This is a genomic window from Streptomyces sp. NPDC051940 (genome assembly GCF_040680895.1).
GTDB lineage: Bacteria > Actinomycetota > Actinomycetes > Streptomycetales > Streptomycetaceae > Streptomyces.
In genome coordinates, this window is the sequence record NZ_JBFAXR010000083.1 from 1 (window position 1) to 21,840 (window position 21,840).

Here is a 21,840-nt window from a genome sequence, read left to right on the forward strand (position 1 = left end):
CGGTCGAGCTGGCCGTGGAGAAGGAGCTGGGCTTCAGCGGCAAGCAGGACATCGAGCGTTACGGCATCGCCGAGTTCAACGCCAAGTGCCGCGAGGCCGTCCGGTCACGCGTCGGTGGTCCAGCGCTGCGTCAGAGCAGCTCGAGGACGGTGGCGTTGGCCATGCCGCCGCCTTCGCACATGGACTGCAGGCCGTAGCGGATGCCGTTGTCGCGCATATGGTGGACGAGGGTGGTCATCAGCCGGGCGCCGGAGCCGCCGAGCGGGTGGCCGAGGGCCATCGCGCCGCCGTTGGGGTTCATCCGTTCGTAGTCGGCGCCGGTGGCGCGCTGCCAGCCGAGGGAGACGGAGGCGAACGCCTCGTTGATCTCGAATGCGCCGATGTCGTCGATGCCGAGACCGGCCTTCCTCAGGACCTTCTCGGTGGCCGGGATGGGGCCCTTGAGCATGGTGATCGGGTCGACGCCGGTGACCACGCCGGTGTGGAAGCGGGCGATCGGGGTCCAGCCGTTGGCGGCGGCGATCTCGCTGGTGGTGATGAGCAGCGCGGCGGAGCCGTCGGAGATCTGCGAGGCGTTGCCCGCGGTGATCTTGCCGTCCTCCTTGAAGGGGGCCTTCAGGCCGGCCAGCTTCTCCAGGGAGCCGCCGGGGCGGATGCCCTCGTCGGTGTCGAAGAGCCGCGTGTTGCCGTCGGCGTCGGTGACGGTGACCGGCGCGAGCTGGCCCTTGAACCGGCCCTCGGTGGTGGCACGGTGGGCGCGCTCGTGGGAGTCCAGCGCGTGCTGGTCGAGCTCCTCACGGCTCAGCCCGAACTCGTCGGCGATCATCTCGGCGCCGATGCCCTGGTTGAACACGTAGTTGTCGTACCGCTCGCCGACCAGCGGGCCGTACGGCTTGCCGAACTCGCCGCCCGCGCGGGTGGCGCCCATGGGCACCCGGCTCATGGACTCGACACCGCCGGCGACGGCGATGTCGTACTGGCCGGCGATGACGGCCGCCGCGACCTGGTGCACGGCCTGCTGCGAGGAGCCGCACTGCCGGTCGATGGTCAGGCCCGGTACGTGCTCGGGCCAGCCGGCGCCCAGCACCGCGTAGCGGCCGACGCAGCCGGCCTGCTCGCCGACCTGGGAGACCGCGCCCCAGACCACGTCGTCGACGACGGCCGGGTCGAGGCCGGTGCGCTCGGCGAGCGCCTTCAGCACATGGGCGGACAGGTCCACGGGGTGGATGCCGGACAGGGCGCCGCCGGGCTTGCCCTTACCGACCGGGGTGCGTACGGCGTCGACGATGACTGCGTCACGCATCAGGTTTCTCCGTAAGTTGTTGGGTGGGCCGGGGGAGTGGCGGTCTACTTCGGGGCCATCCGGATGGCGCCGTCGAGGCGGATCACCTCGCCGTTGAGCATCGGGTTGGCGACGATGTGCTCCGCCAGGTGGGCGAACTCGTCCGGCTGGCCGAGCCGCGCCGGGTGCGGGACCTGGGCGCCGAGGGCGGCCAGGACGTGCTCGGGGGCCCGGCTGAGCAGCGGGGTGTGGAACAGGCCCGGGGCGATGGTCATCACGCGGATCTTCAGGCTCGCCAGGTCGCGGGCGATCGGCAGGGTCATGCCGACGATGCCGCCCTTGGACGCCGAGTAGGCGGCCTGGCCGATCTGGCCGTCGAAGGCGGCGGCGGAGGCGGTGTTGATGATCACGCCGCGCTCGTTGTCGACCTCGTCGGTCTTGGCGATCTCGGCGGCCGCCAGTCGCAGCACGTTGAAGCTGCCGACCAGGTTGATGTTGACGATCCGGGCGAACTGCTCCAGCGGGTAGACCTCGCCCTCGCGGTTCACGATCCGCCGCGATCCGCCGATGCCGGCGCAGTTCACCGCGACGCGCAGCGGGGCCAGCTCGGCGGCGGCGGCCACCGCGGCGGCGGCGTCGGCCTCGACGGTGACGTCGCCGGCGACGAAGGTGGCGCCGATCTCCTTGGCGACGGCCTCGCCGTCCGAGGAGGCGAGGTCGAGCAGCACGACCTTGCCGCCGGCGGCGAGCAGGCGCTTGGCAGTGGCGAGGCCGAGGCCCGAGGCCCCGCCGGTGATGACGGCGGAGGAACCGCTGATCTGCATGATGGTCCTTTCCCTTCCCCGGTTCCGACGGGGTTCCGAGTCGGATTCCTGGCGGCCGGCTCCGGGTGGCCGGGACGCTCTTGGCAGGCGGTCACCGACTCCGGACATGTCCCGGCAGTACACGATTCGAACGATCGTTAAGTTACCGCCGTGTGAACCTGTCCGTCCACGGCGCGTTCCGTGAGCACAGTCACAGTTACGGATCCGGTCGATGCTGGCACCATGGCCGGTCATGATCCCCAACCCAGGGCTCGCCGCCCCGCCGGCGGAGGGTCTGTCCAGCCGCCCCGCCCGCCCCGACCTGCTGGAGTTCACCGAGGTCCTGCGGCTCGAGCCGCTCGGCGAGGGTGTCTACCAGGGTCGCACGCACGCCGGCCGCCCGCCGCGTGCCTTCGGCGGGGTGACCCTGTCCCAGGCCCTGCTGTCCGCGGGCCGCACCGTCGACCCCGACCGCGGCGTGCACTCCCTGCACGCGTACTTCCTGCGCTCACCCGACCCCGAGGGGCCGGCCGTGGAGTACGCGGTGGACAAGCTGCGCGACGGGTCCTCGTACGCAGCACGCCAGGTCACCGCCCGGCAGGGCGACCGGACGGTGCTCAGCCTCTCCGCCTCCTTCAAGCTCCCCGAGCGCGGCCACGACCGGCAGGCCGAACCGCCTTCCGCGCCGGACCCCGAGGACCTGCCCGACGTGTACCAGGCGCTGGCCGTGGAGCGGCCCGAGGCCTATGCGAGGATGACCATCCCGCGGGTACTGGATCTGCGGGCCGTCCCGCCGGACGGGCCGGAGCTCGACGCCAGAGGCGATCTGAGGTCCCGGCAGCGCGCCTGGTTCAGGTCGGCGCAGCCGATGCCGGACGACCCCCGGCTGCACGCGGCGGTGCTCGCGTACTTCTCCGACCTGACGATCTCGCCCACCGCCGCGCTGCCCTGGGAGCCGGGGGTGGGGCAGCGCCCCCGCGGGACGGGGGTGGTGCTGGCCTCGCTGGACCACGCGATGTGGTTCCACCGCCCGGTCCGCGCCGACGACTGGCTGCTGTACAGCCAGCAGACGACGACCCTGTCCGACGGGCGCGCCCTCGGCCGCGGAGAGCTGTGGACCCGCGACGGTCGGCTCGTCGCCACGGTCGTCCAGGAGGCCCTGCTGCGCCACCGCGCTTCGGAGGGCTGACGGCCGGCTCCTGCTGCCCCGGGGCCGGCCGTCAGGCCTTCCGTCACACCGAACCACTGCGAGGAGACCACCATGGAGCGGACCGTCTGGGGGGCCGGCACCGGCCTGCAGCGACTGCTGGAACTGGCCGAGGACATGCGGGAGACGTCGTTCGTCCCGTACGGCCCGCTGGGGATGTCCATCGCCCACGTCGAGAAGGGCCGGACCGAACTCGCCTGGACGCCGCCCGAGACGCTGCTCAACCGCGGCGGGGTCGTCCACGGTGGCTTCATCGCCACCGCGCTCGACGAGGTGGCGGGCGTCGCGGCGATCAGCCTCAGCGAGCCGGCGACGCCCTTTCTGACGATGAGCCTGAACGTGGACTACCTCCGTCCACTGCACTCCGGCCAGAGCTACACGGTGGTCGGCGCGGTGCAGCAGAGTGGCCGGATCAGGGCGCTGGTCCACTCCACGATCAGCGACGACGTCGGCCGGCTGTGCGCCCAGGCGACCGTCTCGCTGACCCCGAACCGGACGCTGCTGCGGGCCGCCGAGGCCGAGGCGTAGGACGCGCGCTGCCGCCCGCGCTCACCCGCCCGCGTCCAAGCTGCCCGCACTCACGCGCCCCTGCCGTCCTCGGGCCGTGGTGTGGGGCACATCCGCTGGACAAGCAGGACGCGTCCTCGTAACTTAACGAATGTTCAATCAGGTCTTTACTGGCTCCGAGTCCTGGAGGGTCCCGTGTCCGACGCGGTCCTGACCGAGTACGCCGACGGCGTCGCCGTGATCACCATCAACCGGCCCGAGGCGCGCAACGCGCTGAACGCCGAGGTCGCGCAGGGCGTGGCCGCGGCGCTCGACGAGCTGGAGTCCCGGGACGACCTGGTCGTCGGCATCATCACCGGTGCGGGCGGCAGCTTCTGCGCGGGTATGGACCTCAAGGCGTTCCTGAAGGGCGAAAGCCCCTCCCTGCCGGGCCGCGGCCTGGTCGGCCTGACCCAGGCCCCGCCGAGCAAGCCGATGATCGCCGCGGTCGAGGGCTACGCCCTGGCCGGCGGCTGCGAGATCGCCCTCGCCTGCGACCTCGTCGTCGCCGCCGACACCGCGCGCTTCGGTATCCCGGAGGTCAAGCGCGGCCTGGTCGCCGCCGCCGGCGGCCTGCTCCGCCTGCCCAAGCGGATCCCGTACCAGATCGCCATGGAGATCGCCCTCACCGGCGAGTTCCTGAACGCCGACCGCGCCCACGCCCTCGGCCTGGTCAACCGTCTGACCGAGACGGGCGGCGCCCTCGCCGGCGCCCGTGAGCTGGCCGCCGCCATCGCCGCCAACGGCCCGCTGGCCGTGCGCGCCACCAAGCAGATCGTCGCCCAGGCCGACACCTGGCCCGCGGACGAGGTGTGGACCCGCCAGCGCGCCATCGTCGACCCGGTCTTCACCTCCGACGACGCCAAGGAAGGCGCCCGCGCCTTCGCCGAGAAGCGCGCCCCCCGTTGGACCGCGAAGTGACCGACGCCCCCCGCACCGCGGGCCCGCTCGCCGGAGTCCGCGTCCTGGAGCTCGGCGGCATCGGCCCCGGCCCGTTCTGCGGCATGCTCCTCGGCGACCTCGGCGCCGAGGTCATCCGCGTCGACCGGCCCGCCGAGGCCGGGCGCGGCTCCGCCCACCCCGTCCTGCACCGCAACCGCCGTACCATCACCGTCGACCTCAAGCACCCCGACGGCGCCGCCGCGTTGCTGCGCCTCGCGGAGAGCTGCGACATCGTCGTCGAGGGCTTCCGCCCCGGCGTCGTCGAGCGCCTCGGTCTCGGCCCGGAGGAGTTCCTGGCCCGCAACCCGGCGCTGGTGTACGGCCGGATGACCGGCTGGGGCCAGGACGGCCCGTTCGCGCAGGAACCCGGCCACGACATCAACTACATCGGCCTGACCGGCGCCCTGCACGCCATCGCCCCCTACGGCGGCGGCGACCCCGTGCCACCGGTCAACCTCGTCGGCGACTTCGGCGGCGGCGGCATGCTGCTCGCCCTCGGCCTGGTCAGCGCCGTCCTGCACGCCCGCGCCACCGGCCGCGGCCAGGTCGTCGACGCCGCGATGACCGATGGCACCGCCCTGCTGCTGGCCATGACGTACGGCTTCCTCGCGACCGGCCGCTGGCAGGACCGCCCCGCCAGCAACATGCTCGACGGCGGCGCCCCCTTCTACACCGTCTACCGCTGCGCGGACGACCGCCACATGGCCGTCGGCTCCATCGAGCCGCAGTTCTACGCCGCGCTGCTGCGGGTGCTCGGCCTGACCGACGACCCCGACTTCGCCGCCCAGCACGACCAGGGCAAGTGGCCCGCCATGCGCGAACGCCTCGCCGCGGTCTTCGCCGGCCGCGGTCGCGACGCGTGGGCGGAGGCGTTCGACGGCCAGGGTGCCTGCGTCTCCCCGGTGCTCTCCCTCACCGAAGCACCCGACCACCCGCACAACGCCGCCCGCGACACGTACCGCCGTACGCCGCAGGGCGCCGTCGAGCCTGCGCCGGCCCCGCGGTTCAGCGCCACGCCCACGGCCGAGCCGGCGCCCGCCGCGCGGACCGGCGCCGACACCCGCCGGATACTCGCCGGCGCCGGCCTCACGGACGAGGAGCTCGACACCCTCACCGACAAGGGCGTCGTGGCCTGATCCCCGGCCCACGCGGCCGCCCGGGGAGGCCGTCGGCGGCCCGCCTCCCGGCACCGGGCCGACCCGAGAACCCCGCCCGGTGCGTGGCCCACCCGAAGCCGCGCACCGGGCGGCACCAGGCGGCGCACCGTTGCCGTCCGACTGCTCCCGTCGGCCGCGCCCCTCGTCGTGCGCCGCATTGTTCGTACGCCCCTCCTGCCGGTGCCATGACGCGCCGCCCCGACACCCGGAAGGCGATCTTGATGTATCCCCCCGCCCATCGAGACGGACCGGACAGCCCAGCACGCAGGTCGCGGCCGGCGACCACGGCCGAACTGCACCTCCAGCGCTGCCGCTGGTGCGGCAACGCGGTCGTCGGCAGCTGCCTGCTCTGCCCCAGCTGCGGTTCGACCGACCTGCTCCAGGAGCTGAGCGGCGGACTCGGCACCATACGCCGCCACGTGCCCGTGCCCCGCAGGGGAACGCAACCGCGACTGCTCGCCGTCGTGGAGCTCCGGGAGGGAGCCCGGCTCAAGAGCCGGGTGGACGGCGTACTGCCCGAGATGGCGCCGGTCGGCACCCAGGTGCGCTTCGTCGGCTACGACCGGACCGGGCAGCTGGTCCCGGTGTTCCGGGTCAACTTCTCCGCCGGCCCGCGGACGTGGCCGCTCCCGGTGCGCGGCGACAGCCGGGTCCAGGACCCGGCCGCCGCCGGCCGGTGGGGGTGGCCGACCCGGCCCCTCGGGCTCGCGGAGGACGGAAGCCGGGGCCCCGCCCACGCGGCTCCGGGTTCTCAGGCCGAGGCGTAGAGTTCCTCGATCTCGGCGGCGTACTTGGCGGTGATCACGCGGCGCTTGAGCTTCATGGTGGGGGTCAACTCGTCGGAGTCCGGCAGCCATGCGGCGGCGAGGATCCGCACCCGCTTGACCTGCTCGGTGCGTGACACCGCGGCCATCACCTCGGCCACCTCGGCCTCCACCTGCGCGGTGAGTTCCGGGTGGACGGCGAGTTCGGAGACCGTGGCCTGCGGGCAGCCGTGCGCGGCGGCCCAGACGGCGGCGGCCTCGGGGTCCAGGAGCAGCAGCGCGGCCGGGTACTTGCGGTCGTCGCCGACCACACAGGCCTGGTCGACCAGCGGGATCCGCTTGAGGAGGGACTCCAGGTTGGCGGGGCTGATGTTCTTGCCGCCCGAGGTGATGATCAGCTCCTTCTTGCGGTCGACGATGACCAGCTGGCCCGCCTCGTCGAAGCGGCCGACATCGCCGGTGTGCAGCCACCCGTCGGCGTCGACGGTCTCGGCGGTCTTCGCCGGGTCGTCGAGATAGCCCTCGAAGACGATGTCGCCCCGCACCAGCACCTCGCCGTCCTCGGCGACCACCACCTCGATGCCCGGGATGGGCGAGCCGACGGTGCCGGGCCGGGGGCTGACGGCGGGCCAGGTGACCACGCTGCACAGCTCGGACATCCCGTACGCCTCGCCGAGCCGGACCCCGATCCCGTTGAACCACTTGATCAGTTCCGGCCGGCAGGCCGCGGCACCCGCGTACGCCGTCTTGATCCGGTCCAGGCCCAGCATCTCCCGCAACTGCCGCAGGCCGCCCTCCTGGAGCCGCTGCCACAGCTCCTCCTGCTCGGCGGTGGCCGTCCCCTCGTACCGGGCACAGGCGATCGGGAACCCCGCGGCCACCGCCTGCTCGACCTGGGCGAGCCGTCCGGAGGCGGCCAGCGCGGCGGTGACGCCGGCGTGCAGCTTCTCCCAGATCCGCGGGACACCGGTGAAGACAGTGGGCCGGACCTCCCGCAGATACTCGCCGAGCAGCAGGGGGTCGGGGCAGAGCGCCGCCCGCAGCCAGCGTCCGACAAGGCCGTAGTGCGAGCAGAACCGCTCGGCGATGTGCGCCTGCGGCAGATACGAGATCATCTGCTCGCCGGCCTCGCAGATGTGATTGGTGTTCCGCACCAGGCGGTTCGCCGCCATCACGTTGCGGTGGCTGAGCACCACACCCTTGGGGTCCCCGGTCGTGCCCGAGGTGTAGATCACCGTCGCCGGCTGCTCCGGTACGACCTTCTCCGCGGCGGCGGCCAGGTCCAGCGGCTCGTGCGCGACGAGCCGCGGGTACGCCTGCTCCAGGACGCGCACCGAGCGCAGTTCGGGCAGCCGGTCGGCGACGGCCGAGAACCGCTCGGCGAAGCGCTCCTCGACCACGGCCAGCACGGCACCGGAGTGGCCCGCCAGGTAGTGGATCTGTTCCGCGGACGAGGAGTTGTAGACGGAGAACGGTGTCGCTCCGAGGAACAGGGCCGCGTAGTCGAGTACGTGGAACTCGCGTCGTATCCCCATCATCAGCGCGACCCGGTCGCCGGAACGGACGCCGAGGGCGGCGAGTCCCGAGGCGGCGCGGGCGACCTGGTCGGCGAACTCCGCGAAGGTCCAGCGCGCCCAGCTGCCGTCCGGCTCGCGCCAGCTCAGCACCTCCTCGTCGGCCCGCTCCCGGCGGGTGATCAGGAAGGCGTCGCACAGGGTCGCGGCGGCGTCCAGCGGGGCGTACGTCGCATAGGGCATGGCGGGGCTCCGTCTCGGTGCAGATCATCCGGTGGCCGTTGCCGGGGCGGCGGTCCGGCCGCGTCGTCGGCCATGCCAGCAGACGGACGCGGCCGGCGGCCAGAGCTCCGGCCTGATCCGCTGCAAGGGCCCAAGCGGGTGTCTTCGTGCTGGGCGCGGGCACCCGACCGTGCCGTGCTGGGCGGGGCCCGGTCAGGTGCCCGGCGGGCCGCACCTGCGGACGGTCACGGGGTGCCGGGCCGGGACTCGGTGCCCGCGAACCGGTGTGCGTCGAGCGCCAGCGCCAGCTCCACCACGTCCAGCGGGCGGGACAGCCGGCGGCGGGTGAGCTGCTCCAGCCTCCGCAGCCGGTTCAGCACGGTGTTGCGGTGGCAGTCCAGGCGGACGCCCGCGGACTGCGACGAGCCGTCGCAGTCCAGCCAGGCCGCGAGCGTGTCCAGCAGCACGTCGCGCTCGGGCTCCCCGAGCGCCAGTACCGGGCCGAGCGTCGCCGCCAGCAGCGCGCCGCCGAGCTCCGGGCTGGCGGCGACCAGGCCTGCGGTCATCCGGTCGTCCCAGAGCGCGACCCCGCTCGCGCCCGTGCAGGTGGCCAGGGCGGCCTCGGCGAGCCGGGCGGCCCGGTGCAGCTCGGCCAGTCCGCCGACCACCGGGCCGACGCCCGCCCGTAGCCGCGGTACCTCGGCCAACGCCGCGGTGACCAAGCCGAGCGGTACCCGGCCCAGCAGGACGACCAACGTCTCACCGTCGGCCCGCGGTGCCCGCAGCAGCCGGCTGCCGAGGCCGTCCCTGAGCAGGCCCGCGGCGTCGAACGAGTGGGGGACGCTGCGGCCGTGGGTGACGACGACCGCGAAGCGCCCGGTTCGCGGCACCCCCAGCACGGCGGCCGCACCACCGATCTCCAGGCTGTCGGCGGTTCCCCCGAGCAGTGACACCAGCAGCGTCCGGGCCCGTGCGACGGGCTCGACGGCCTGGTCGCCGAGCGTGTCGCGGTAGGCCTCGGTGAGCAGCCCGGCGTTGCGGTCCCGGATGCCCCACATCCGGTGCGAGGCCTGGGCCATGAGGTGGATGCGGTCCGGCCGGTACGCCGCGACCTGGTCCACCAGCTGCTGCCACAGCACGGTCCAGCCGGTCGCGAAGGCGTGCAGCAGCGCGTCCAGCGGGACGCCCTGGAGGGCCCGCCGACGGCCGATCTCCCGTACGGGGCCGTCGACCTGGGCGGTGGCGGGATCGGCGAGTTCGTCCAGGCCCACGCTGAGCACCGCGCCGACCAGCTCCCGCAGGGCGCCCGTGGGCTGGGGCCCGCCGGCCGGGTCCGGCTGGTCGGGCACGAGCCGGCCGGTGATTTGTGCGGCGAGCCCGTCGAGGTCCCGGCGCAGCAGCAGCGCCGCCCCGCGCAGCAGGGCGTCCGCCTCGGTCTGGGCGGTGGCGCCGACGCCCAGGACCGTGTCGTCCACCGGCTCAGTCCTCACCCTCGCGGGCCGAGCCGTACCGGTGGGCGTCGAGTGCGACCGAGAGCTCCACCAGGTCGCGCGGACGCTGTACGGACCGGCCGGTGAGCTGCTCGAGCCGGCGCAGCCGCTTGAGCACCGTGTTGCGGTGGCAGTACAGCTGTGCGGCGACCTCGTCGGCGGAACCGTCGGAGCTCAGCCACGCCGCCAGCGCCTCCAGCAGCAGTGCGCGGTCGACGGGGCCGACGCGCAGCAGCCCGGCCAGCACCTCGTCGGCCACCTCGGCGGCCAGGTCCGGACGGCGTACCACCAGGCACGCCGGGAAGCGGTGCTCCAGCAGCGCCACCTCGCGGTCCCGGGTGCAGGTGCGCAGGGCGGTCTCGGCGAGACGCCGGGCCCCGTGCAGTCCGGCCGTTCCCTGAACCGCCGGGCTCACCCCGACCCGGGTTCCGCGTGGCAGCGCCAGCGTTCCGGCGAAGTCGGCCGGGGAGAGGCCGCCGAGCTCGGCCACCAGGAACTCCCCGGTCGTGCGGGGTACGCGCAGCACGCGCGGGCCGGCCGTCCCAGCGTCCCGGACCGGTACGGGCCAGTGGCTGCCGGCTCTCGTCGCCACGACGGCGACCACGAACCGGCCGTCCTCGGGCAGGCCCAGCGAAAGCGCTGCCTCGGACGTGTCGGCGGGGTCCACGCCCTCCAGCAGCTGCCACAGCAGCGCCCGGGTCCGCTGCTCCTTGTCGACGGTTGCCTCACCCGCGATCTGCCGGTGGGTGTCCGCCATCAGCCGGCTGTCCCGGTCGAACAGGTCCCAGACCGTGGCGGCCGACCGTACCAGCAGCTGGGTGCCCTCCGGTCCCCAGTCCTCGGCGGTGTGCACCAGGGACTGCCAGAACAGGTCACTGCCCGCGCGGTAGCCGCCCAGCAGGTTCTCGAGCGGGACGCGCTGCTCGGCCCGGTGCCGGCCGAGCCAGGACATGTACGCGGCGGACTGGCTGCCGGGTGCGGGGTCGAGGTCGGCCAGGCTTTCGAAGCCCGCGCTGAGTCCGTCCCGAACCACCTGCGCGGTGTCGGGCGGGGCCGACGCCGGATCGCGATAGAAGGGATCCGTCTCCATGATCCTCGCGACGATCAGTTCCGTCAGCGGGGCCAGTCGCGTACGGGCCAGCCGGGCCGCCCGGCCGAGCAGCTCGGACGCGTCGGCACCGGCGTTCCACGGCGCACCGGTCGGACAGAGCGCCGGCCCCGGAGGCGGCAGAGTCAACTCGGCGTTCCGCATCGTGCCCCTCCCTCCTTATGGAACGATCGTACAGTCAGCTTCCCAGGGTCCGTTTGTACCCGAAACCCGCCCACAGGTAAAAGGGTCCGACGCGGATCGTCACCCGGGTGGGACGGTCCGCGTCGTGCGGACCCGCCGGGACAGCTCCCGGACAGCCCCCGGAGAGCCACCGCCCGGCTCAGGGGTGCCGGTAGCGCTCCATGAGCGGGCCCTTGGCCAGCTTGCCGGTGGGCGTCCGCGGCAGTTCGTCGACGAAGTCGACGCTGCGCGGTGCCTTGTACGTCGCGATGCGGGCCCGGACGTAGTCGATCAGCTCGCGCTCCAGCTCCGGGCCGGGCCGGGCAGCCGCGGCCGGCTGGACGACCGCCTTGACCTCCTCGCCCATCTCCGGGTGCGGAACGCCGATGACGGCGATGTCGGCGACGGCCGGATGCAGGGCGAGCAGGTTCTCGGTCTCCTGGGGGTAGATGTTGACCCCACCCGAGATGATCATGAAAGACCTGCGGTCGGTGAGGTAGAGGTAGCCGTCGTCGTCGACGTACCCGACGTCCCCGGTGGTGGACCAGGCCGGGTGGTCCGGATGCTGCGCCTCCCGGGTCTTCTCCGGGTCGCCGTGGTACTCGAACGGCATCGCGTCGCGTTCGAAGTAGATCGTGCCGACCCGGCCGGCCGGCACCTCCCGGCCCTCCTCGTCGCAGACCCGGGGCACGCCCACCACCGCGCGCCCCACCGAGCCCGGCCGCTCCAGCCACTGCGGGGTGTCGATGAACGTCATCCCGCAGCCCTCGGTGGAGGCGTAGTACTCGTACACGACCGGCCCCCACCAGTCGATCACCGCGCGCTTGACCTCCACCGGGCACGGGGCGGCGGCATGCACGGCGACCCGCAGGCTCGACAGGTCGTAGCGGGTGCGTACCTCCGCCGGCAGCCGGAGCATCCGGATGAACATGGTCGGCACCCACTGGCCGTGCGTCACCCGGTGGCGCTCGACCGCCGCGAGCGCCGCCTCGGCGTCGAACCGCTCCATGACCACCACGGTGCCGCCGAGCGCGTGCACTGCCGCGCCCCAGCGCAGCGGGGCGGCGTGGTAGAGCGGCGCCGTGGACAGGTAGACGGTGTCCTCTCCGACGCCGTACATCCTCCGCAGCACGGTGGTCAGCTGGACCTCCGCCTCGTCGACCTGGTGGTCGGGCAGCGCGGGACGGATCCCCTTGGGGCGGCCGGTGGTCCCGGAGGAGTACAGCATGTCCGCGCCGCGGGGCTGGTCGGCGAGCGGTTCGGCGGAGACCTCGGCGAGCGCTGCGTCGTAGTTGCGGTAGCCGTCGACGGGGCCGCCGTAGGAGAGGTGCAGCCGTACCGAGGGGGTCTGCTCGCGCACCTGTCGCGCGAGGCCGCCGAGAGCGGCCGAGGCCACCAGGGCGCGGGCGCCCGAGTTGTCGACGATGTAGGCGGCCTCCGCCGCGGTGAGGTGGGAGTTCACCGCGGTCAGGTACAGGCCCGAGCGGGCCGCCGCCCAGTAGACCTCGTAGGCGCGCACCGAGTTGTCGGTGAGCAGCGCCACCACGTCGCCCGGACGCAGGCCCTCGTCGTGGAACACCCTGGCCAGCCGGGCGGACCGCTCGTCGAGCTGGGCGTAGGTCAACCGGTCGTCCGATCCGGCCATGGTCACGGCGATGCGGTCGGGATGGCTCCGGGCGTAGGTACCGGGGTACATGCTGGTTCCTCCTGAGGTGTCCGTCGCACGGGGCGGTCCTGGTCCCGGGTCGGGCGAAAGGACCCCTGCCACCTCCAGCACTCACCCGGTGGCGTACGCGGCTCCGGCTCCGGCCCGGGGGCGCGGCCTGAGCGGACGATCGGACGGCGCTTCTCCGAAACCCCGATTTAACGATCGTTTAATACAGCACGCTAGGGAGGTGGCGCTGAGGCTGTCAATGGCTCCGGGGAGGGGAGGGGCGTGGGCGGGGTCACATCTGGACAGTGCCCCATCGATGAACTAACTTAACGATCGTTCAACACAGTCCGGGCGACGACTTGCGCCCATGCACCCGCGGAGAGGGGTTGCCGTGCGCCGTACGGTGTACAACCAGGACCACGAGACGTTCCGTCAGATGCTGCGGGACTTCATCGCCAAGGAGGTCGTCCCGGTCCAGCACGAGTGGGAGGCCGACGGCCACCCGCCCCGGGACTTCTACCGCAAGCTCGGCGAGCTGGGCGTGCTGGGCATCGAGGTGCCGGCCGAGTACGGCGGCGCCGGCGAGACCAGCTTCAAGTACCACGCGGTGGTGATGGAGGAGGTGGCCAGGGCCGGAGCGTCCTTCGGCAGCTACTCCGTGCACGCCAACCTCATCCTGCCGTACCTCATGGAGTACGGCAGCGACGAGCAGAAGAAGCGCTGGCTGCCCGGCTTCGCCTCCGGCGACATGATGACCGCCATCGCGATGACCGAACCCGGCACCGGCTCCGACCTGGCGGGCATGACGACGACCGCCAGGCTGTCCGAGGACGGCACCCACTACGTCCTCAACGGGGCCAAGACCTTCATCACCGGCGGCGCCCAGGCCGAGCTGATCCTCGTCGTGGCCCGCACCTCGCCGGCCACCCCCGAGGACCGCCGCGGCGGCCTGTCCATCCTGTGCGTGGAGTCCGCGTCCGAGGGCTTCGCCGTCGGCCGCAAGCTGCAGAAGATCGGCCTGAAGACCTCCGACACCGCCGAGCTGTCCTTCGCCGACGTCAAGGTGCCGGTGGAGAACCTGCTGGGCGAGGAGGGGAAGGGTTTCTCCTACCTCTCCCACAACCTCCCGCAGGAGCGCCTGACCATCGCGATCGGCACCACGGCCGCCGCGGCGGCGGCGGTGCGCTTCGCCACCGAGTACGTCAAGGACCGTACGGTCTTCGGCAAGCCGGTGGCGTCCTTCCAGAACACCAAGTTCGTGCTGGCCGAGTGCGCCGCCGAGCTGGAGGCCGCGCAGGCGTTCACCGATCGGGCGCTGGAGCTGCATGACGCCGGGGAGCTGACGGTCGCCGACGCGGCGAAGGCCAAGCTGTTCTGCACCGAGGTCGCCGGCCGGATCATCGACAAGTGCCTGCAGCTGCACGGCGGCTACGGCTACATCCTCGAGTACCCCATCGCGCGCCTCTACGCGGACACCCGTGTCTCGCGCATCTACGGCGGCACGTCCGAGGTCATGAAGACCATCATCGCCAAGGACCTCGGCCTGTAGCCCCACCCGCACACAGCGCCGATGACCCGGAACCGCCCGCGAGGGCTGGTCCGGGCCATCGGCGTCCGCACGGAGAACGGGAGAGCCTGTGAGAATAGGTATGCCCCTGGGCTACGCCGGCGGTTTCAAGGAGACCGTTCGGCGGCTCGGTGACTTCGAGAAGGCGGGACTGGACATCGTGTTCGTCCCCGAGGCGTACTCCTTCGACGCGGTGAGCCAGCTCGGCTACATCGCCGCGAGGACCGAGCGGCTGGAGATCGCCTCGGGGATCCTGCAGCTGTACACCCGCACCCCCAGCCTCACCGCGATGACCGCGGCCGGCCTCGACCACGTCTCCGACGGCCGCTTCACCCTGGGTCTCGGCGCGTCGGGTCCGCAGGTGATCGAGGGCTTCCACGGGGTGGAGTACGACGCGCCGCTGGGCCGCACCCGGGAGCTGGTGGAGATCTGCCGCACGGTCTGGCGCCGCGAGCCGGTGGAGTACGAGGGCCGCCACTACCGCATCCCGCTGCCTGCCGGCCAGGGCACCGGCCTCGGCAAGCCCCTCAAGCTGATCAACGACCCCGTGCGCGAGCGGATCCCGGTGATGCTGGCCGCGATCGGGCCGAAGAACGTCGCGCTGGCCGCCGAGATCGCCGAGGGCTGGCTGCCGTTCTTCTTCCACCCCGAGAAGTCCGGCGAGGTCTGGGGCCCGTCGCTCGCCGAGGGCGCGGCGCGGCGCGATCCGGCGCTCGGCCCGCTCGACATCGTCGCGGGCATGCCGCTGGCGATCGGCGAGGACGTCGAGGACCTGCTCCTCCTGGCCCGCCCGAAAGTCGCGCTCTACATCGGCGGCATGGGCGCCCGGGGCCGGAACTTCTACAACAGCCTGTGCCGTCGGTACGGGTTCGAGGAAGCCGCCGAGGAGGTCCAGGACCTGTACCTCGCGGGGAGGAAGGCCGAGGCCGAGGCGGCCGTCCCGGTCGAGTTGCTGCGCGCCACCTCGCTGGTCGGTCCCGAGCCGTACGTCCGCGAGCGGTTGGCCGCCTACCGCGCGGCGGGGGTCACGACGCTCAACGCCACCCCCGTACACCCCGACCCCGATCGCCGCGTCGCCGACATCGCGCGACTGCGACTGCTGACCGCCTGACAACCCACGGAGCACGCATGACCAGTCCCGTCCCGAGTGAGCGGGTGAGCTGCACCGTCGTGGACGGCGTGGCGGACGTCCGGCTCAACCGCCCCGACAAGCTCAATGCCCTCGACAAGGACATGTTCACCGCTCTGGTGGACACCGGGCTGCGACTGGGGGAGGACCCCGCGGTACGCGCGGTCGTCCTGTCCGGCGCGGGCCGCGCTTTCTGCGCCGGGCTCGACCTCGGATCGTTCCGGTCCATGGCGGGGGGCGAACTGAGGCCGGGTACAGGCACCTCGCCCGCGCCCGGCGGCATCGGTCCGGCGCGGGCCCTGGGGCAGCAGGCGGCGTACGTCTGGACCCGGCTGCCGGTCCCGGTCATCGCCGCCGTCCACGGGGTGGCCTTCGGCGGCGGGCTCCAGGTGGCGCTCGGCGCGGACATCCGACTGGTGGCGCCCGACGCCCGGTTGTCGGTGATGGAGGTGCGCTGGGGGCTGGTCCCGGACATGACCGGCACCCAGCTGCTGCCTGAGCTGGTCGGACGTGACGTGGCCAAGGAGCTCACCTTCACCGGGCGGATCGTCAGCGGTGCCGAGGCCGCCGCCCTCGGACTCGCGACGCGGGCCGAGGATGAGCCGCACGCGGCGGCCCTCGCACTCGCCGCCGAGATCGCAGCGCAGAGTCCTGACGCGGTACGGCACGCCAAGCGGCTGCTCGACCTGGCCGGCCGGGTGGGCCTGGACGAGGGATTCGCGGCGGAGCAGCACGCGATCCACGAGCTGATCGGGTCACCCGGCCAGGTCGAGGCGGTACGGGCCAACCTCGCCGGGATGCCGCGCCGCACGGGCTGAGCCGCGCCGCACGGGCTGAGCGGCGCCGCACACCGCGGGGCCGGTGCCGAAGACGCCGCGAGAGGGGCGGCCGGGACACGAACGCACGACGTTCGGGTCCCGGCCGCCCCTTCGGCGTTCCCGGTTCGCGCCCTGCTGGGGGCGGAACCGTCCGTCGCGCGGACTGTACATACTCCCAGTCGCGCGCCTGCCGGCTGTGCACCGTCACACGATCGGTTCCCCGCAGGTCACGGCTGTGGTACTTCCCTCGACCGGCGCCGCGCGGGCGGAGATGCTGCTGCCGTCCCACCGAGATCAGCCGGCCGCAGTCCCGGCCGGCCCGATGACTGGGCCCCTCGCCGCCCCGCCCGATTCGCTCGCGGTGCGCTCCGCCGGTACGACAACGGCCTTCCCATCCAAGGAGTACGTCCCATGAGTCCGCCATCGCCGCGAACCCCCGTGGAACTCGTCCTCGACGGACTCTCCGTCGGCTACGGCCGTTCCGTGCACGTCCTGCGGGACGTCAGTCTGCGCGTCCCGGCCGGCGGGATCGTGGCCCTGCTCGGTGTCAACGGCGCCGGGAAGTCCACCCTCCTGCGCACCGTCTCCGGCACCCTCGCCCTGCACGGCGGCCAGGTCGAGGCGGGAACCGTCCGCTACGGCGACCGCGACCTGACCGACGCCGGATCGGCCGGTGCCGTCGCCGCGGGCGTCGTGCAGGTCCCCGAGGGGCGCCGCGTGTTCGGGCCGCTGTCCGTCGAGGACAACCTGCGCTGCGGACGGCTGGGCGTCCGCGGGGGCCGCAAGAGCCTGCAGACGGCGCTGGACGAGGTGTTCAGCCTCTTCCCCGTACTGGCTGAGCGCCGCAACCGCCCCGCCGGACTGCTCTCCGGCGGCGAGCAGCAGATGCTCGCGATGGGCCGGGCCCTGATGGCGCGCCCCTCGCTGCTGCTGCTGGACGAGCCGTCGCTCGGCCTCGCCCCGCAGACCACGGAGAAGATCGCCGAGCTGATCTCCGAGATCCACCGCCAGGGCACGGGCGTCCTGCTCGTCGAGCAGAACGCGGCACTGGCCCTCGAACTCGCCGACCACGCCTACGTGCTGGACGTCGGCCGGGTCCGGCTGGACGGACCGGCGGCGGAGCTGGCCGCCTCCGAGGAGGTACGCCGCCTCTATCTGGGCGAGGAGCCCGCAGACACCCCGGAGTCGGGCGAGGCCACCGGCGGCGCGGACGCGTCCGGTGCCGACGAGGCCGCCGGGACACCGACGTTGAGCAGGTGGGAGCGATGACCGCGAAGAACACGGCCGAACCGGAGGCCGCCGAGGACCGCGCCGAGAGCGGGCAGCCGGCCCGGGCCGAGGGGGACTCCACCGACCGGCAGCCCGCCACCGGGTCCGGCCACGAGGTGCCGGAGCTGGTCATGGAGGGCGTCACCGTACGCTTCGCCGGCCTGACCGCGCTGGACGACGTCAGCCTCACCGTGGCGCCCGGCAGCATCCACGCCCTCATCGGCCCCAACGGCGCGGGGAAGTCCACCTGCTTCAACGTACTCTCGGGCGTCTACCAGACCGCGGCCGGCTCCGTCCGCTACGGCGGCACCGAGCTGACCACCCTGGACCCGCACCGCATCGCCGCCCTCGGCATCGCCCGTACCTTCCAGAACATCGTCCTCACCCGGGGCACGGTCGCGGACAACCTGATGCTGGGCCGCCACACCCTGACCAAGGCCGGATTCGCCGCGACGGCGCTACGCCTGCCGCACACCGTGCGCGAGCAGCGTCTGCACCGCGCCCGGGTCAGGGAGATCGCCGAGTTCACCGGTCTCGGCGCCCTTGTCGACACCCCCGTGGCGAGCCTGCCGTACGGCCACCGCAAGCGGGTGGAGCTGGCCCGCGCGCTGTGCATGGAGCCGCGGCTGCTGCTGCTGGACGAGCCGGTCGCCGGCATGAACAGCACGGAGCGGCGCGGGATGGCCCGCACCATCACCGCCGTCCGCGAGGCCCTCGGGATCTCCATCCTCATCGTCGAGCACGACATGGGGATGATCATGCGGCTGGCCGACGAGGTCACGGTGCTCGACTTCGGCCGCCGGATCGGCGGCGGCACCCCCGGCGAGGTCCAGCAGGACCCCGCGGTCGTCCGCGCCTACCTCGGAACCAAGGAGGACGCGTGAGCAACGCGCTGCAGATCCTGATCAACGGACTGGCCATGGGGTCCGTCTACGCCCTGATCGCCCTCGGCTTCACCCTCGTGCACAAGGCGTCGGGTGCCGTCAACTTCGCCCACGGCTCGATCCTGCTGCTCGGCGGCTACCTGGTGGCGGTCCTGCACGAACCCCTCGGTTTCGCGGGGGCGTTGGTGGTGGCGGCCGCGGGCAGCGCGCTCGCCGCCGTCCTGGAGGCCCTGGTCCTGCGCCGGGTACGCGGCGCAGGACACGCCGCGCCGACCATCCTCACCATCGGCGTCGACGTGCTGCTGCTCACCGAGCTGTCGCGGCGCATCGGCACCGAGGTGATGGGGATCGGCGACCCCTGGGGATCGAAGGTCGTCCACCTCGGCGACATCACCGTCGCCGCGACCCGGATCGCCTCCCTGGTCTGCGCGGTGGTGCTGGTGGGCCTGTTCCTCGCGGCGTTCCGCTGGACGAACTGGGGGCTGGCCATGCGGGCCGGTTCCGTCGACCCCGAGGCCGCGGCCCTGATGGGCGTGCGCGCCGGCCGGGTCAACCTGATCGCCTGGGCGACGGCGGGCGTGCTGGCGGCGGTGGCGGCCGTCTTCCTCGCCGCCTTCCCCACCCCCGGCCTGGAGCACACCACCGGGCAGATCGCGCTCGCCGCGTTCCCGGCCGCGGTCCTCGGCGGACTCGGGTCCGTGGGCGGTGCGCTGCTCGGCAGCCTCCTGGTCGGACTCACCGAGGCGGCGGCGGCCGGCTACCAGCAGCAGCTGCACGTCCTCGGCGACGGCCTCGCCGAGGTCGCCCCGTACATCGTCATGATCCTCGTGGTCATCGCCCGGCCGCAGGGTCTCCTCGGCGCCAAGGAGCCGAACCGTGTCTGACGTCCTCTCCCGACTGAAGGGGCGCACGGCGACCCGCTCCGCGTGGTGGCTGCTGCTGCTCCTGCCGCCCTTCTACCTCTCCACGTTCTGGCTGCAGACCGGACTGTTCGCGATGGCTTTCGTCATCGCCGCCATCGGGCTGAACCTGCTGGTGGGCACCGCCGGCCAGCTCTCCCTCGGGCACGCCTTCTTCCTGGCGGTGGGCGCCTACGGCTACATCTGGCTCGCGGACGAACCGCACGACGCCGGCGCCACCAGCCTGAACGGACTGGGGCTGCCGCCGCTGCTCGCCCTGATCGGCGCGGTGCTCCTGGCGGGCCTCGCGGGCGCCGCCTTCAGCCCCGTGTCGGGCCGGCTGAAGCTGATGTACCTCGGCGTGGCGACCATGGCGCTGGTCTTCATCGGTGGCCACGTCATGCTCAACGCCACGTCGGTCACCGGCGGGTTCAACGGCCGCTCGGTGCCCGCGATGGAGCTGTTCGGGCTGCCGCTGGACGACAGCGGCCCCGACGTGGTGCTCCTCGGCGTCCCGTTCGGCGCGCTGGAGCGCCTGTGGTACTTCGGCCTGCTGCTTGTGGCGCTGGCCCTGTTCACCGCCCGCAACCTGCTGAACGGCCGCGCCGGCCGGGCGCTCGGGGCGCTGCGCGACAGCGAGGTCGCGGCCTCCGTGATGGGAGTCCACCCGGCCCGCCACCGGGCGGCGGCCTTCACCGTCTCGTCCATGTACGCGGGCGCCGGCGGCGCACTGCTGGCCCTCGCCGTCCAGCGGGTGGTCCCCGAGCAGTTCGGTCTGCTGCTCTCGATGGACCTGCTCGCGATGATCGTCATCGGCGGCCTCGGCTCGGCGGCCGGTGCCGCGGCGGGTGCGGTGTTCGTCGCCGTACTGCCCCAGGTCCTCGGCTACTACGCCGCGGACCTGCCCCTGATCGACCCGCCCGGCACGCCCGGCGGGTTCTCACCGGCCGAGGTGGCGCGCTTCCTGTACGGGGCCGCACTCGTTCTGGTGCTGCTGTTCATCCCCGGCGGCCTCGTCTCGCTGCGCCTCCCGGCGTGGCTCCGCGGCCGGCTGAGCACCCTCACTCCCACGCACAAGGAGCACAACCCGTGATGAAGCAGTCCGCAAGGAAGCAGTCCGCGCGACGTCTCGCAGTGGTCTCGGCGACCGCGCTCGCTCTGATGGTGACCGGTTGCAGCAGCAAGGCCGACGAGGGCGCCGGCACGACCGAGGGCGGTGTGAAGACCGGACCCGGCATCTCCGCCAAGAAGATCACCCTCGGCACCCTCACCGACATCAGCGGTCCCGGCGCGGCGCTCGGCAAGCCGCTGCTGCAGTCGATGCAGCTCACGTTCGAGAAGGCCAACAAGGACGGCGGCGTCTGCGGCCGGACCATCGAGCTGGAGGTCCGCGACCACGGCCTCGACGTGCAGAAGGCCGTCGCCGGCTACGCGGAGCTGAAGGACAAGGTCGCCGCGATGCCCATGCTCGTGGGGTCCGCGCAGACCGCGGCGCTCATGGACAGCCTGGAGAAGGACAAGATGCTGACCTTCGCGGGCAGCTTCTCCTCCACCCTGCTCGGCCACAACGCCCTCCAGGTGGTGGGCACCACCTACGCCGTCGACATGGTCAACGGGCTGCCCTACCTGGTCGAGACGGCCGGCCTCAAGGCCGGCGACAAGGTCGGCGTGGTCTACGTCGACGGCGAGTACGGCGGCGACGCGCTGAAGGGTCTCAAGTACGCCGCGGAGAAGGCCGGTGTCACGCTGGTCGAGCAGGCCGTCAAGCCGACCGACTCGGATATGACCGCCCAGGTCACGGCGCTCAAGCAGGCAGGCGTCAAGGCGATCGCCGCCGCCGTGCTGCCCCCGCAGACCGCGTCCCTGGTAGGCGTGGCCGCCGCGTCGGGTCTGCAGGTGCCGGTGCTCGCCAACGGCACCGCCTTCGCGCCCCAGCTGCTCGCCACGCCGGCCGGTCCGGCGATCGAGAAGATGCTCCGCCTCTCCACCCCCTTCGGCCCGGTGACCGGCGACAGTCCGACGCTGAAGGCGGCGGTCGCGGCGTACCAGGCGAAGTACCCCCAGGAGCCGCTGAGCCAGGCTGTCCAGGTCGGCGCGCTCGACGCGGGCATCGTGGTCGACGCCCTGAAGAACGCGTGCAAGGCGGGTGACCTCAGCCGCGAGGGAATCCTCAAGGCGCTGCGGGGCATGAAGGACTACGACAGCCTCGTCGGCAAGCTGGACTTCTCCGACACCAGCATGCCCTCCAGCGCGGCGAGCTACGTCCTGAAGCCCTCCAAGGCGGCCCCGGGCGGCCTGGTCCTGGAGCGGGAGGCCACGGAGGCCCCCGACACCGCCGGCTATCTCGCCCAGGGCTGACGCCCACCCGGCGCCGGCGCACCGCGCCGCCGGGACCACACCACTGCCCGGACCGCACAGTCGTG

20 protein-coding genes are annotated in these 21,840 nt (G+C 73.0%); 14 read left to right on the forward strand and 6 right to left on the reverse strand.

The window, feature by feature from the left end; genetic code table 11:
- The coding region (locus AB0M28_RS27015) for a hypothetical protein (RefSeq protein ID WP_365410214.1) at window positions 1–197 on the forward strand (197 nt) is incomplete at its 5' end.
- Here AB0M28_RS27015 and AB0M28_RS27020 read toward each other — a convergent pair.
- On the reverse strand, window positions 131–1,303 hold the full coding sequence (locus AB0M28_RS27020) for a thiolase family protein (protein WP_365410217.1): 1,173 nt from the start codon (window positions 1,301–1,303) through the stop codon (window positions 131–133). The genes AB0M28_RS27015 and AB0M28_RS27020 overlap by 67 nt on opposite strands.
- A 44-nt stretch (window positions 1,304–1,347) precedes the next feature.
- Complete coding sequence (locus AB0M28_RS27025) at window positions 1,348–2,106, reverse strand: SDR family NAD(P)-dependent oxidoreductase (RefSeq protein WP_365410219.1); 759 nt, start codon at window positions 2,104–2,106, stop codon at window positions 1,348–1,350.
- Window positions 2,107–2,338: 232 nt separating this feature from the next.
- Here AB0M28_RS27025 and AB0M28_RS27030 point away from each other — a divergent pair, with 232 nt between their 5' ends.
- From AB0M28_RS27030 to AB0M28_RS27050, 5 genes are all read left to right on the forward strand, one after another.
- A complete protein-coding gene (locus AB0M28_RS27030) occupies window positions 2,339–3,274 on the forward strand; it encodes an acyl-CoA thioesterase II (protein ID WP_365410221.1) in 936 nt (311 codons plus the stop codon).
- A gap of 72 nt (window positions 3,275–3,346) precedes the next feature.
- Entirely contained in the window at window positions 3,347–3,820 is a 474-nt protein-coding gene (locus AB0M28_RS27035; protein WP_365410224.1) for a PaaI family thioesterase, read from the forward strand.
- A 174-nt stretch (window positions 3,821–3,994) separates the two neighbouring features.
- Complete coding sequence (locus tag AB0M28_RS27040; protein WP_365410226.1) at window positions 3,995–4,759, forward strand: crotonase/enoyl-CoA hydratase family protein; 765 nt, start codon at window positions 3,995–3,997, stop codon at window positions 4,757–4,759.
- Window positions 4,756–5,916, forward strand: coding sequence for a CaiB/BaiF CoA-transferase family protein (locus AB0M28_RS27045; RefSeq protein WP_365410229.1), 1,161 nt, complete (start codon window positions 4,756–4,758; stop codon window positions 5,914–5,916). Before AB0M28_RS27040 ends, AB0M28_RS27045 begins: the two co-directional genes overlap by 4 nt.
- Window positions 5,917–6,158: 242 nt before the next feature.
- On the forward strand, window positions 6,159–6,704 hold the full coding sequence (locus tag AB0M28_RS27050) for a hypothetical protein (protein ID WP_365410232.1): 546 nt from the start codon (window positions 6,159–6,161) through the stop codon (window positions 6,702–6,704).
- Here the strand turns inward: AB0M28_RS27050 and AB0M28_RS27055 are convergent.
- The 4 genes from AB0M28_RS27055 to AB0M28_RS27070 form a co-directional block, all read right to left on the reverse strand.
- Window positions 6,689–8,458: an AMP-dependent synthetase/ligase gene (locus tag AB0M28_RS27055; protein ID WP_365410236.1), complete on the reverse strand. Its 1,770-nt coding sequence runs from the start codon at window positions 8,456–8,458 to the stop codon at window positions 6,689–6,691. The genes AB0M28_RS27050 and AB0M28_RS27055 overlap by 16 nt on opposite strands.
- Window positions 8,459–8,682: 224 nt before the next feature.
- Entirely contained in the window at window positions 8,683–9,912 is a 1,230-nt protein-coding gene (locus AB0M28_RS27060; RefSeq protein ID WP_365410238.1) for a helix-turn-helix domain-containing protein, read from the reverse strand.
- Between the two features lie 4 nt (window positions 9,913–9,916).
- Complete coding sequence (locus AB0M28_RS27065) at window positions 9,917–11,179, reverse strand: helix-turn-helix domain-containing protein (RefSeq protein ID WP_365410240.1); 1,263 nt, start codon at window positions 11,177–11,179, stop codon at window positions 9,917–9,919.
- A gap of 178 nt (window positions 11,180–11,357) precedes the next feature.
- Window positions 11,358–12,893, reverse strand: coding sequence for an acyl-CoA synthetase (locus tag AB0M28_RS27070; protein WP_365410243.1), 1,536 nt, complete (start codon window positions 12,891–12,893; stop codon window positions 11,358–11,360).
- Between the two features lie 349 nt (window positions 12,894–13,242).
- On the opposite strand from AB0M28_RS27070, the gene AB0M28_RS27075 reads away from it, so the two are divergent.
- The 8 genes from AB0M28_RS27075 to AB0M28_RS27110 all read left to right on the forward strand — a co-directional run bounded on the left by AB0M28_RS27075 (window position 13,243) and on the right by AB0M28_RS27110 (window position 21,775).
- Window positions 13,243–14,400: an acyl-CoA dehydrogenase family protein gene (locus tag AB0M28_RS27075; protein WP_365410246.1), complete on the forward strand. Its 1,158-nt coding sequence runs from the start codon at window positions 13,243–13,245 to the stop codon at window positions 14,398–14,400.
- Window positions 14,401–14,488: 88 nt separating this feature from the next.
- Entirely contained in the window at window positions 14,489–15,529 is a 1,041-nt protein-coding gene (locus AB0M28_RS27080) for an LLM class F420-dependent oxidoreductase (RefSeq protein ID WP_365410249.1), read from the forward strand.
- Between the two features lie 17 nt (window positions 15,530–15,546).
- A complete protein-coding gene (locus AB0M28_RS27085; RefSeq protein ID WP_365410252.1) occupies window positions 15,547–16,365 on the forward strand; it encodes a crotonase/enoyl-CoA hydratase family protein in 819 nt (272 codons plus the stop codon).
- A 411-nt stretch (window positions 16,366–16,776) separates the two neighbouring features.
- Window positions 16,777–17,634: an ABC transporter ATP-binding protein gene (locus AB0M28_RS27090; protein WP_365410254.1), complete on the forward strand. Its 858-nt coding sequence runs from the start codon at window positions 16,777–16,779 to the stop codon at window positions 17,632–17,634.
- A gap of 131 nt (window positions 17,635–17,765) precedes the next feature.
- The gene (locus AB0M28_RS27095; RefSeq protein WP_365410296.1) at window positions 17,766–18,518 is read left to right on the forward strand and encodes an ABC transporter ATP-binding protein; all 753 of its coding nucleotides are present in this window, start codon (window positions 17,766–17,768) and stop codon (window positions 18,516–18,518) included.
- Complete coding sequence (locus tag AB0M28_RS27100; RefSeq protein ID WP_365410257.1) at window positions 18,515–19,402, forward strand: branched-chain amino acid ABC transporter permease; 888 nt, start codon at window positions 18,515–18,517, stop codon at window positions 19,400–19,402. Before AB0M28_RS27095 ends, AB0M28_RS27100 begins: the two co-directional genes overlap by 4 nt.
- Window positions 19,395–20,510 (forward strand): branched-chain amino acid ABC transporter permease, encoded by a 1,116-nt coding sequence (locus AB0M28_RS27105; protein ID WP_365410260.1) that lies wholly within the window; start codon window positions 19,395–19,397, stop codon window positions 20,508–20,510. Before AB0M28_RS27100 ends, AB0M28_RS27105 begins: the two co-directional genes overlap by 8 nt.
- Window positions 20,510–21,775, forward strand: a complete 1,266-nt coding sequence (locus tag AB0M28_RS27110; RefSeq protein ID WP_365410263.1) for an ABC transporter substrate-binding protein — start codon at window positions 20,510–20,512, stop codon at window positions 21,773–21,775. The genes AB0M28_RS27105 and AB0M28_RS27110 overlap by 1 nt, the downstream gene beginning before the upstream one ends.
- Window positions 21,776–21,840: the final 65 nt, after the last annotated feature.

What these genes read in the sequence shown, in the direction of transcription:
- AB0M28_RS27020 (WP_365410217.1), bottom strand. Translation starts at nt 1,303, where the DNA reads ATGCGTGACGCAGTCATCGTCGACGCCGTACGCACCCCGGTCGGTAAG.
- AB0M28_RS27025 (WP_365410219.1), bottom strand. Translation starts at nt 2,106, where the DNA reads ATGCAGATCAGCGGTTCCTCCGCCGTCATCACCGGCGGGGCCTCGGGC.
- AB0M28_RS27030 (WP_365410221.1), top strand. Translation starts at nt 2,339, where the DNA reads ATGATCCCCAACCCAGGGCTCGCCGCCCCGCCGGCGGAGGGTCTGTCC.
- AB0M28_RS27035 (WP_365410224.1), top strand. Translation starts at nt 3,347, where the DNA reads ATGGAGCGGACCGTCTGGGGGGCCGGCACCGGCCTGCAGCGACTGCTG.
- AB0M28_RS27050 (WP_365410232.1), top strand. Translation starts at nt 6,159, where the DNA reads ATGTATCCCCCCGCCCATCGAGACGGACCGGACAGCCCAGCACGCAGG.
- AB0M28_RS27055 (WP_365410236.1), bottom strand. Translation starts at nt 8,458, where the DNA reads ATGCCCTATGCGACGTACGCCCCGCTGGACGCCGCCGCGACCCTGTGC.
- AB0M28_RS27065 (WP_365410240.1), bottom strand. Translation starts at nt 11,179, where the DNA reads ATGCGGAACGCCGAGTTGACTCTGCCGCCTCCGGGGCCGGCGCTCTGT.
- AB0M28_RS27070 (WP_365410243.1), bottom strand. Translation starts at nt 12,893, where the DNA reads ATGTACCCCGGTACCTACGCCCGGAGCCATCCCGACCGCATCGCCGTG.
- AB0M28_RS27085 (WP_365410252.1), top strand. Translation starts at nt 15,547, where the DNA reads ATGACCAGTCCCGTCCCGAGTGAGCGGGTGAGCTGCACCGTCGTGGAC.
- AB0M28_RS27090 (WP_365410254.1), top strand. Translation starts at nt 16,777, where the DNA reads ATGAGTCCGCCATCGCCGCGAACCCCCGTGGAACTCGTCCTCGACGGA.
- AB0M28_RS27095 (WP_365410296.1), top strand. Translation starts at nt 17,766, where the DNA reads ATGGAGGGCGTCACCGTACGCTTCGCCGGCCTGACCGCGCTGGACGAC.
- AB0M28_RS27110 (WP_365410263.1), top strand. Translation starts at nt 20,510, where the DNA reads ATGAAGCAGTCCGCAAGGAAGCAGTCCGCGCGACGTCTCGCAGTGGTC.